At 40.0% G+C, this 12,450-nt stretch carries 6 protein-coding genes and 1 pseudogene; 5 read left to right on the forward strand and 2 right to left on the reverse strand.

All coding sequences use genetic code 11. The features are described 5' to 3' along the window. The 5 genes and pseudogenes from eda to L652_RS0108175 all read left to right on the forward strand — a co-directional run. Positions 1–596 (forward strand): bifunctional 4-hydroxy-2-oxoglutarate aldolase/2-dehydro-3-deoxy-phosphogluconate aldolase (gene eda, locus L652_RS0108155; protein WP_024595190.1); only part of this gene is annotated, 596 nt, incomplete at its 5' end. 14 nt (positions 597–610) lie between these two features. Continuing rightward, complete coding sequence (gene fbaA, locus L652_RS0108160) at positions 611–1,693, forward strand: class II fructose-bisphosphate aldolase (protein WP_024595189.1); 1,083 nt, start codon at positions 611–613, stop codon at positions 1,691–1,693. Beyond that, positions 1,690–2,652 carry a class 1 fructose-bisphosphatase gene (locus L652_RS0108165; protein ID WP_002962277.1) on the forward strand — a complete coding sequence of 321 codons (963 nt, stop codon included), beginning with the start codon at positions 1,690–1,692 and terminating at the stop codon, positions 2,650–2,652. The genes fbaA and L652_RS0108165 overlap by 4 nt, the downstream gene beginning before the upstream one ends. A 451-nt stretch (positions 2,653–3,103) precedes the next feature. Then, positions 3,104–5,838: pseudogene (locus L652_RS01000000123510) on the forward strand (poly(beta-D-mannuronate) lyase). Positions 5,839–6,161: 323 nt separating this feature from the next. Next, complete coding sequence (locus tag L652_RS0108175; protein ID WP_024594846.1) at positions 6,162–9,194, forward strand: TonB-dependent receptor; 3,033 nt, start codon at positions 6,162–6,164, stop codon at positions 9,192–9,194. A 320-nt stretch (positions 9,195–9,514) separates the two neighbouring features. On the opposite strand, the gene L652_RS0108180 is transcribed toward L652_RS0108175, so the two are convergent. Together L652_RS0108180 and L652_RS0108185 are read right to left on the reverse strand one after the other, a co-directional pair. Beyond that, positions 9,515–11,425 carry an aminotransferase class V-fold PLP-dependent enzyme gene (locus L652_RS0108180; protein WP_024594845.1) on the reverse strand — a complete coding sequence of 637 codons (1,911 nt, stop codon included), beginning with the start codon at positions 11,423–11,425 and terminating at the stop codon, positions 9,515–9,517. Between the two features lie 453 nt (positions 11,426–11,878). Further along, complete coding sequence (locus L652_RS0108185) at positions 11,879–12,163, reverse strand: hypothetical protein (RefSeq protein ID WP_024594844.1); 285 nt, start codon at positions 12,161–12,163, stop codon at positions 11,879–11,881. Between the last annotated feature and the right edge of the window lie 287 nt (positions 12,164–12,450).

The following is a 12,450-nucleotide window of genomic DNA, read 5'->3' on the forward strand; positions in this document are numbered from 1 at the left end:
TGGCAGGACAAACACTGCTACCTATAATTCAAGCAGATACTCCAGAGCAAGGTGTTCAAATAGCGAAAGCTATGGCCAATGCTGGGCTTACTTTAGTTGAAGTAGTGCTAAGAACAGAGGCATCAATAGAGGCATTAAAAGCTATTAAAGCACAGGTGCCTGAGCTAAAAGTAGGTGCAGGGACAGTCATCAATACTGATATTTTGGAGCAAGCACTTGAAGCGGGTTCTGATTTTATTGTAACCCCAGCAGTGTCTCCTGCGTTACTTGAAGCACTTGCTAAATGTAATGTGCCGGTACTTCCTGGTGTATCAAACACCGGTGATATTTTAATGGCGCTTGAGTATGGCTTTGAAGAGCAAAAATTATTCCCAGCATCGCTTGCTGGTGGCGCTCCTTTTGTGTCAGCTGTGTCGTCAGTATTTAGAGCAGTCAGCTTTTGTCCTACAGGTGGCGTTAGCGAAAGTAACAAAATGGACTATCTTTCTTTAAATAATGTATTCGCCGTTGGCGGTACTTGGATAGCGAAAAAAGAATGGGTTGAACAAGAAAATTGGCAAGCAATTACTGATTCTTGTATCCAGGCTTTAAAATAGAAAGGATTTCATAAATGAATTATTTAGCCCCAACAATACTACCAGGCGTAATCGTTGGCGACGAAGTAAGTGCTGTGTACGAGCATGCACGTACACATCAATATGCGTTGCCAGCGGTAAATGTTGTTAGTACAACATCTATAAATGCGACTCTAGAAGCTGCTAAAAAGAAAAACTCGCCCGTTATTATTCAGCTTTCTAATGGTGGAGCACAATTTTTTTGTGGTAAAAGCTTATCTTTACCAGAGCAACAATCAGCTGTGCTTGGGGCGGTAAGTGCTGCAAGATATGTACATTCAGTGGCAGCACATTATGAAGTAGCAGTGATGCTTCACACTGATCACGCAGCTAAAAAGCTACTACCTTGGATTGATGGTTTGCTTGATGAAGGTGAAAGACACTTTGAACTGACTGGCAAACCATTGTTTAGCTCACATATGATTGATCTGTCAGAAGAGCCTTTAGAAGAAAATATCGAAATTTGTGAACGTTACTTAACGCGTATGGCAAAAATAGGTATGACGCTTGAAATTGAGCTTGGTTGCACGGGTGGTGAAGAAGACGGTGTTGATAACTCACACTTAGATAGTTCTGCTTTATACACTCAACCTGAAGATGTTGCATTTGCTTACGAACGCTTAAGTCGTATTAGCCCTAACTTTATAATTGCAGCCTCTTTTGGCAATGTTCATGGTGTATATAAACCGGGTAACGTTGTTCTTACGCCAACTATTTTAAAAGATTCACAAGCTTACGTATCAGAAAAATTTAATCTACCAAGCAACTCAATTAACTTTGTTTTTCATGGTGGTAGTGGTTCTGAGTACAGTAAAATTGCAGAGTCTTTAACGTATGGCGTAGTGAAGATGAATATTGATACCGATACGCAGTGGGCGTGTTGGACAGGTATTTTAGATTACTACAAAGACAAGCAAGCATACCTACAGGGGCAAATTGGTAACCCTGAAGGGGATGATAAGCCAAACAAGAAATACTATGACCCTCGTGTATGGTTGCGTCATTCAGAGCAAAGTATGGTTGCAAGGCTAGAGCAATGCTTTGACGATCTAAATTGTGTAAACAGGTATAGCGCATGAAAAGATTAAATACAGTATTGAAAGAAGACGGTGTAGATACCGATCTTATTTTACTTATTCGCACAATTTTAGCGACCAGTAAAGAAATTGCTTTTCGAGTAAGCCAAGGTGAATTAGCCGGTGTTTTAGGCTCAACTTTGAATGAAAACGTTCAAGGTGAAGTTCAAAAAAAGCTTGATGTAATCGCAAACCAACTACTTAAAGACATCCTACTTGACGACAGCAGTGTACGATCTGTTGCATCAGAGGAAGAAGATCATGCGGTAGGTGGCCACCCTGAAGGTAAGTTTATTGTTGCTTTTGACCCGTTAGATGGCTCTTCTAATATTGATGTTAATGGGCAAATAGGCACTATATTTACTATTTACTTAGCCCGTGATGATGTTCCTTTTGATAGCGACGAGCAATTTAGTCAGCCCGGTGTAAATCAAGTATGTGCAGGCTATGTGTTATACGGCCCTTCATCATTACTTGTAATGAGTACTGGCGGTCCTACGCGTTGTTATACGTTAGACTCAACACATGGCGGTTACTTACTGACAAATAAGCAGTTAAGTGTGCCAGAACAAAGTCGTGAATTTGCCGTTAATATGGCTAACTACCGTTACTGGGACGAACCAACACAAGTGTATTTTGATAAATTGCTATACACCTGTGAAAGCTTTGAAAAAAGCTCAATGCGTTGGAATGCAGCGATGGTAGGCGACGTTCATCGTATTTTATGCCGAGGCGGGTTATTTTTGTATCCACAAGATAAACGCAGTGGTAACGATAACGGAAAAATAAGACTGCTTTATGAAGCAAACCCGTTAGCACTTTTAGTTGAAAACGCAGGTGGTAAAGCAACCTCTAGAGGAACGCGAATTTTAGATATTGCGCCAACTAGCTTGCACCAGCGTGTGCCTGTTGCTTTGGGTTCAAATGAGCCTGTAGAGTTTTATAATAACGCCATGTTATAAAACAGCACTCAAAAAAAGGGGTAAGAAAATTGCCCCTTGTTTTACCCTTAATTTTAATTCTCTTTGTAAATCATCCTCTTTATACAAACTCACTTCTTTTCTTATTGTCTTCAAATAAGAATACTTCACATATATTTAATAATATTACTTACTAAACCCTATATAAAACTAAGTTTTTACTATAACGCTATGTATCTTCAACGTTATTTTTCACAATTGAATTCAATTTTCAACCAAAAATAAAAGCCCAAGGTTAACTTGGTGTTTGTTTATTGTTATTTAATTAGGTGGGGATAGTGGAAAAACTTATTTTATTGTGGTTATATTACCAAGTTGGTTAACAATTTATTTGCAATTTAAATAAATTTGGTAATAAACACATGATTTATTTGGTAACACACACAATAGATGGCCAAATATTAAAACTATAAATTTGGAGAATAGAGCCACCATGAAATTCAAACATTTTGCGCTATGCGCTATTGCAGCTGCAATCGTTGGTTGTGACACAAACTCAAACAACAATGACAACAACTTGGGCTCTATTGCTCTTAGTGGAACTGTTACAAGCGGACAAACATTAACAGCTGAAGTTAGTGACCCTGATGGTATCTCAGGTGACGTGACTTACTACTGGTATGCAGATGGTGAGGCAATTGCTGGTGCAAATAGCGCTTCATTTACATTGACTGACGATCAGATAGGGTTACCAATTACAGTTCAAGGGCTTTATACCGATGATGGCGGTATTAATGAATCGCATATTACAGAACCAACCGCAGATGTTGCCGCAATCGCATTTCCTGCAAGTTTAACTATTACAGGTGACGCACTAGTTGGTTCGCAACTAACTGCTAATGTAGCTGACGACAATGGCTTTGATGGCGATACAGTAACTTATAAATGGTTTGCAGATGACGTAGAAATTGCTGATGAAGCACTTTCAACGCTCACGTTAACAGACGCACAGTTTGGTACAGTTATTACAGTTAGTGCATCTTTTGAAGATAGCCGTGGGTTTAACGAGTCTGTAACTTCAGCCGGTACAGAGGTTGTCGCACGAACAAACTCAGAAGGCGAAGTTACAATTAGCGGCACGCCAACTGTTGGAAATACTTTAACAGCAGAAATTAATGATACCGATGGGGCGACAGGAGATATTACTTATCAATGGCTTGCTGACGCACAAGAGATAGATGGCGCAATAGAGAGCACCTTTACAGTTGATGCATCACTTTTAGGTCAAAAGATAAGTGTTCAGGTTGCTTATACAGATGATAATGGGTTTATCGAGGATAATACATCAGAGGAAACAATTGCTGTTTCTGCTGTTGCGGTTGATGAAGCCGGTAGCGNGTAGCCATTATGGGTGTAGTGCCTTATTTAACAAATGGCGAGTTAACCGCTGAGATAACTGATAACAACGGCGTTGAAGAGGCTAACGTTACTTATACTTGGTCTGCTGATGGTGTTGAAATAGCAGGGAGCAATAGTAAAACATTTACGCCTTCTGATTACGCTGGCTCAATAATGTCAGTAAAAGCCACGTATACAGATAATGATGGCTTTGCGAGTGAGGTTACAAACTCAGTTGATACATTGGTTTACACACAATTAGTTAGTAACCCTGAAGCACTTCTTGGTGCTATAAGTGGCGGTTTAGCTGACGGTGATGTTATTGGCTTAAACACGGGTGTTTATGCTGATATGGACGCAATTTTATTAACCAGTGCAGTAACGCTTCGCGCTGTAGAAGGTCAAACTCCTGTACTTAGTGGTGAAGTATGTGTGCATGTAGCTGCTGGAGTAGATGGCGCTGGGTTAACAGGGCTTACCTTTAAGAATATAGATACTAAAGCGGGTGGATTTTGTGAAACCGAAGAAGGTGCTGTTATTTACTCAGAAGGGGATAACTTTACTTTTTCGCAAAACACGATGGATGGAGAAGAAGCTACACTCAATAACTCTGAATACCATTGGCTGATGATAAAAGGTCAAGGTGCGTTGGTTGAGCGAAATACATTCTCTAATCGAAATGTAGCAGAAAAAGGGTCTGTGATAAAAATATCATCATCAAGCTCTGATCACATTATTCAATATAATTTATTTAGTGACAGTGATAATCCAAACTTTGATCAATCAAGTTTATACTTAATCAATGCAGGTAGTACAACGGGTAGTGGTGCAGCTGATAACGCAAACTTTACTATTCAGTATAACCGCGTAGAAAACTTTGTAACGGGTCGTCGTTTAATGCGTGTACAAACTTCTGGCGCAACCATCAAAGGCAATACAATCGTAAATCCTAATGGTGGTATTTCATTAGAAGATGGTGGATTTAATAGTGTTACAGACAACATTATTATTCGTACTACAGATATTGCAAGCTCAAGCGACAGACCTGCTGGGGTATTGATCACACCACTTGGTCACACCGTTAGTAACAACTACATTGCAGGTATTCGTTCTGGTAATAAAGAAGCGGGCGGTATTGTATTTACAGCTAACCCATTTTCACAAGCTGATGGCGGTGTGCCAAACTCAGGTAACCAAGCTGTACTTGATAGCGCTGGCGACTTTACACTAAATGTAACAAACAATACGGTTTTGAACTCACAGCAACCTATTGTATTTAGTACGGAAATAGGCCCTAAAGCACCAACAAGTGATTGCGATGAGTTAACCGCAGCGAATGCACCGGTACTATACGGGCTGACCAAAAATGCGTTTGTTATAAACTTTAATGGAAATTTAATTGCAAACGGTTTAGGCGATCAAACAGACGCAGATACAATAAACAGCAGTGCCACAACTCAAGGCCTATTTTACCCAAATACACTTGAAAGTGACCATGCTTTTGAATATGACTGTGACTTAATTAATCATGATAGTTCGGTGCTAAGTAATAACTTTGGTTATATGGATAGTCGAGTATCAGGCGATGCAAGCGGTGACTGGGTTGAAATTAGAAAACTAAATGGTAATGGCGCATTCGATACTGATGGTGCAATTGACCAAGACCCAGCAACTAACGGTAAAGAAGTGCTTGAGTACGTTACAGCAGCAAGTACGTTATTAGAAACTGACCCTGCAGGCCTTCAGGCAGAGGCGGGTGCTAAAGGTCTTCATTATATTCAATCATCTGAAGTAGGTGTTGGATCTACATGGAAAATACAAAACGATTAAATAACCAATTAATCAGTTAACTTTTAAAAGCCCCAAATTTGGGGCTTTTTTATTATTTATACTTTTCACCACGCTTTTTTAGCCTCCATAACTCATTTATGGACTAGTTTAGAGCTATTTATATTCTAGTAAAAAACCTGCCTGACCTACTGGTAATGCCGTTAAGTTAAAATTGGTATACCTTATGGTAATATTAAAACGTCAAATTGGTTGATCATCGTGCTGGGTTTAAGTATATTAATGTTAAAGGTCACATAAAATATACATCAGCATAACAAGCTAACACACTAAAATCACACAACAACAACCAGCGGAGAATTCAAATGTCGTTGAAGTCACGAGATAACAATAATTCTACAACAGGGCAGTTTGCAATGCGCCCAGTTGCAAAATGGGTAAGAATAGCGGTCATCGCAGGTATGGCAAGTTCTTGCGTATTTACAGCAAGCGCACAGGAAGATCAGGGAAAAGCGACAGAAGTTGAAGAAGACGTTGAAATAATTAGTGTTACAGGTACACGTAGAACGATACAAGATCAAATAGCAATTAAACGTGAAGCAACAACAGTAGTTGATGGCCTGTCATCTGAAGATATTGGTGATTTACCAGCACTGTCTATCGGTGAAGCACTAGAATCAATTACAGGTGCTGCATCTCACCGTGAAAACGGTGGTGCTACAGAAATCACTATCCGTGGTCTTGGTCCATTTTTAAGTGCAACACACATTAATGGTCGTGAAGCGACTAATGGTAGTGGTGACCGCTCAGTTAACTTTTCGCAGTTCCCTTCTGAACTTGTAAAAAAAGTAGCGATATATAAAACGCAAGATGCCTCAATGATTGAAGGTGGTGTTGCAGGTGTTATTGCACTTGAAACTATAACTCCACTTGATTTTGGCAAACAACGTGTATCAGCTGAGGTTAAATTAAATTACAACCCAGATGAAGGTAATGTAGATAACTCGCTGCAAAGTGACGCGGGTTACCGTGGCACGTTTAGTTATGTTGATCAGTTTGAATTTGATAACGGCCAAGCCGTTGGTGTGTCTTTTGGTGTGCAGCGCCAAGAAATTAGTCAACCAGAGGCTGAATACAGAAGCTCTAGCCCATCAGGTTCTTCATTATGGGCGTGTTTAAACGATCCGACTAATACCAATGAAGGTTTTTATCGTAGCAGCGCAGGCGACTGTGAAGACCAAGTTAATGGCAGTAGCAACCAAGGTTACGATACAGAAATCGATCCAGAAACAGGTAAAGCAGTAAGTGATGGGACTCCTTATGCTTGGACTGGCAGTAGCCGAAGCTTTCGTCAAAACGAGACATCTGATGAACGTGATGCAGTATTTTTTGCACTGCAATACCAACCGTCAGCTGATTGGGATATTAACTTTGATGCACAAATTTCAGATAGAACACAACAAGAAGCACGCCACGATTTAATCTTTTTACAAAAACGTGCAACACCAGGTGTAACCGGTCCAACTCTTGTAACTAACGATGTAGGCGGTATTTTACATTGGGAAGGTGAAGAGCGTATTGAATCAGCGGGTGAGCAATTTTCTCGTGAAGAAAACTACCAAGGTTACGGCATAAATATAGAACATACAGTTACCGATAGATTAACTGTTGACTTAGATTTAGCGTATTCAAAAACTGAACGTGAAGAACTTCAAATATCTAATCGTGGTAGAACATCAGGTCGCAATTTCTTTTCTTGGGATATGGGCGATGAAATTCCTCATTTCACATTGACAGATTTTGACGTAACAGATATTTCAAACTTTACAGATAGCCTAAGAACACGACTTGACCGTGAAAATGTTCGTGAAAACGAAGTTATCTCAGCGCGACTAGATTTTGACTATGCGCTAGATGGCAACGTTATTACAAGTATTCAAGGTGGTATTAGAACATCTGAAATGACCTTCCTACAGTATGGTGGTAGCCAAGGTAACGGTTCAAGAAACGAATTTACACTAGACTCTGGTACTGAAGCGCTTGACGTATTACAAGGTTGTCAAATCGATTTTCCTGAATCAGGCTTTTTATCGAGTGTCTCTGATGGCGATATCGTAACAAATATTGATAGCGACGGTAACGTTGTAGCTAGCGGTACTGGTTCATCATGGGCTACATACGACAACGTATGTTTCTCACAAGCTGTAGCGGGTTCTAACGCTGATGGTGTGTTTGCTTACCCAGAAGTGGAATATGAAAATGCAGGTACAATTGATGTAACAGAAAAAACAACATCAGTGTACTTAACGGCTAACTACGATACTGAAATGTTTGGCAAATTCATTCGCGGTAACTTTGGTCTTCGTATTGTAGACACAGAAGTAACTTCGATTGGCTTTAGAAATAGCTTTGACGTAGTAACAAGTGACACAGGTATACTGTCTCTAGTTGAGTCTGATAACGGTTCACTGGATAAAATAAAAAGTGGTGGCGATTACACTAAGTATTTACCAAGCTTTAACCTAGTTATTGATTACAGCGAAGATATTTTATTCCGAGCTGGCATATACCGTGGCATGTCACGCGCAGATCCATCTGATTTAGGCTATAGCCGTACATTCCAAGAAGATACAGAAGGTACAGCAACATCAATCAGCGATTTATTAGTGGGTGTAAATGGTTCTGGTAACCCGGACACTCAACCGCTTATGTCGTGGAACTACGACGCTGCGTTTGAATGGTACCCTAACGAAGATTCAATCTTAGCGTTAAGCTTATACTACAAACAGTTCAACGGTGGTTTTCAACAACAAACAGTAATTGAAGATTTTACTGTTGCCGGTGAAACAGTTTCACTACCAATCACCAACTCTGTTACGTCAGACGAGGACAGTGAAATACTAGGCCTAGAAGCTTCATTTTCTTACCGCTGGGATAATGGCATCGGTATGAAATTTGGTTACAACTATGCAGACACTGACTTTGAGTTCCAAGATAGCTTATACGGCGATACGTTTGTTACTGATGTAGACGGTAATACTACACAATTAACTGACGGTATTGTTGAGTCGGCTTCAGTACCTGGCTTCTCAAAGCATGTATTTAGCAGCCAGCTGTACTACCAAATTGGTGGGTTTGATACTGCCGTTATTTACAAATATCGTAGTGAGTATTTCCAACCATATACTACAAATGGTACTCGACTTCGTTATGTTGATTCTGTAGGCGTATGGGAAATGCGCGCATCATACAAAATTGATGAGCACTTTAGAGTTAAAGCAGAAGCAATTAACTTGTTCAGCGCACCTAAATCACAAGATTTCTTTGTTGAAGGAAACTTAGGTGAAGTTAATGACTACGGCCCACGCTTATTCTTAGGTTTAAGCTACAAGCTGTAATAATAGTTAAACATTAAATCTCATTAAAAAGGCGGTTTTACCGCCTTTTTTCATGTTTATAATTCAAGTTAGATTAGTTATGTAGACTGGTATGTGCCAGTGTAGGACGGATAAGCGAAGCGGCATCCGACACAGTAAAATACCTTGCCAATTATCATCAACATTTTATGTTGTCGAGTGGCTGAACTCACAGCCCAAAGGAAACAAAAAATCTAGCCCGTTTGATCTTCAAACTCACACAAACCTTCAATGTTACAGCGGCAATATCTTACGATACTACCGCCAGTAATAATGCTCGAGATAGTATTAAACCAATACCTTTATTTTTTAACCTTACCCTTAAGAACATAAATTTCACCATCGAAACTGCCTTGAATAGTCAGTCCTTGGCTTGCCAACTCTTGCAAATATTCAACATGATCATCAGTGATATGCTGGCCTGGGACTAAAAGCGGTATGCCCGGTGGGTATGGAGTAACTAAACCTGCACAAATGCGGTTGTTACTTTTGCTAATAGGCACAGATTCGCGGTCACCATAAAAAGCATCGCTTGGAATACACGCCAAATCTATAGCTGGTAAATTTTCAGGTAAGCGAGCTCTACGCGTCGATTTCGATAGTTTTACTTTACCGCTGTCTAGCTTTTTCAATGCATTGTACAAACGAATTATTTTTGAGCGCGTGCCGCCAAGCGTCAGTAAAACCAAAATGGTGCTGTGTGTGTATTTTTCTATCTCTAGCCCAATTTCATCCAGTAGATATTTATGAATATCTTTTAATGAGTAAGGGAGCTCACTAATATCAATAAGGATTTTTAATGGGTCGTGACCCATATTATCACCACTAAAATGCGGGAATATTTCCATAAAGTCTTGCTTAGCTAATACTTTAATTTGCTTAAGCGAGGCCATCTGTTGTTTAAACTCCTCAACATGATTTAGCAGCGCATTGAGCAGCTTATAGCCTTCCATCTCTAATTGCTTTTGGCACACGTCAAGCGATGCAATAAGCTGATATTTAGGCGATGTACTAGCGTAGATACTATAAATCTCTCGAAAGAAATCGGCATCAAAATCGGGATCGTTAATATGAATATAAGACGCTTGAGAAAACGCCGATACTACTTTATGCGCCGAATGCGTAATGTAGTCAGCCCCAGCATGTATCGCAGAATAATGACGAAAGCTAGGATGAAACAAAGAGTATGCAAACCAGGCTTCATCTATAAACACCTTAATACCATATTGATGAGCATAATCTACCACTTGTTTCAGGTCGCTAAGTAGGCCATCGTAAGTACAACCGGTAAGCACTAATAATTTAGCATCAGTATTGTTTTCAATTGCTAACTTGATGTCGGCCAACGATGGTGGCGCGAAAATGCCATATTTTGGATTTAAAATACTCGCCAAGTAAATGGGGTAACTAGCTGATTGCAAGATGCCATAGTGTACTGATTTATGGCAATTACGGTCGACAATTACTTTATCTCCCTTACGCAGGAGTGTCTGCAAGATGATTTTATTTGAGGTAGATGAACCATTTGTAACAAAGTAGGTGTGCTTAACTTCAAACGTCGCCGCGGCTGATTCTTGGGCGCGACCAATAGTATTAGTGCTGTCTGATAATGAACCTAGCGAGTCTACCGAAACCGACAGGTCGCCAACAAATACATTGCGGCCGTAAAACTGATAAAAATCTTTGATGTAAGGTGAGTTTCTAAAGCTAGAACCCCCACTATGACCCGGTGTATGCCAAGAGTCGTTTGCTTCACCAACGTAACGACGATACGCCGTCCAAAATGGCGTTTCAGAGCGGTCGTCAAAATCGTTGATCATATATCCTAAAATAGCTTCTGGGTCAGAAATCACTTCATCTTTAAAAAAGAATGATTCGATTTCTTCTGACTCGTTTACGATTTCCAGCCCTTTAGTGTCGTCGCCAATAACATAAACCGGTAACTCAAGACGAATTGCCTTTAACTCTTCAATAAAGCGGCTATACATCCGCTCACCCACTTTATTGTGCATATCCCAGCTTAGAACTACGGCTTGAATATCACCATCTTCCTCTACACATTCCAGCGCGTGTTTAAGCTCGAGGCATTCAATAATATCGATATGAATATCGTCTCGCTCAAAGTTAGGAATGGTCTTTGATAGGTTCGTTGAAAGCCCTTGTAAAGTGGCTGGGTCTTGCTCAATTATCAAGATACGAAGTAGAGGTAGCATAGAGGGTTTCGCAATATAATTTTATAATGCTCACTAGCATAACCAAAGGAGTGTAACTTGTGAAATTAATACTTTGATAATGTTCTAATAATTATTCTATTTAATTGGCTACTACAAATAAGAGGCGCAATGAAATTCATGTGTTTTCTGTTTGCATCGTAAGCATAAAGATTTTGATCATTATCAACGACAATATACTTCCCTTTAAGTTTTATACCACTGCAGTATAAAAATTATACCTATTTGATGGGCAGTTTTGTGCCAGTGTAGGTCGAATAAGCGAAGCGCCATCCGACACAGTAAAATACCTTACTTATTATTATCAGCATTTTATGTTGTCGAGTGCCATGAGCGGACGGTGGAAACGCCCCAAGCAGGGGATTTTAAGAGCGTTTTTCAGCGAGTAAAATTCCCGCTGACTTGGCTTGTTAGGTTGCTGGTCTACAACAAACACTATTGAGCCTCGACGCTGTGATAATCAGCTGATGTTTCATAACAATTGGCACACACAACTGACATTTTATTAAAGGCTCGAAACTTCTCAGTCATACCATCTTCTTCATCAAACAAGGCTTCACATTTGGAACACCACGCTTGAAGGTCATTAGGTTCGCTAGAGTTTTCAATAAAGCCTACTGGTACACCTTCTGGTTTCAACAAATGGCAACAGACGACGGCTGCAACTCGCTTACCATGTTCGCCACAATCAACATACATTGGTTCAATCTCAGTGCTCATATGCAACCTAACAACTCTATCAGAGGACACTTTCCCTTTTTTAGCGCGAAAACGTCCTTATTGTGTGAGTTTCTATTAATAGCAAATAGTGTAAGTTATTGCCATCTATAAGTATTAAGCTTAGGAAAGGTTATTTTACTATGTAAAAAAGAGGGAGGTTTTCACTTATTCTTACTAAGTTAATGACGACTCACCTGAATGGTCGGTTATCGCTCTTTGCCGAAGTTCGGCTTAGTGCCAATTGCGGACATTGTTAACGCTCGCCTAATACGCCTTGCACTGGCGGG

It is taken from the genome of Pseudoalteromonas sp. TB25 (assembly GCF_000497995.1).
Lineage (GTDB): Bacteria > Pseudomonadota > Gammaproteobacteria > Enterobacterales > Alteromonadaceae > Pseudoalteromonas > Pseudoalteromonas distincta.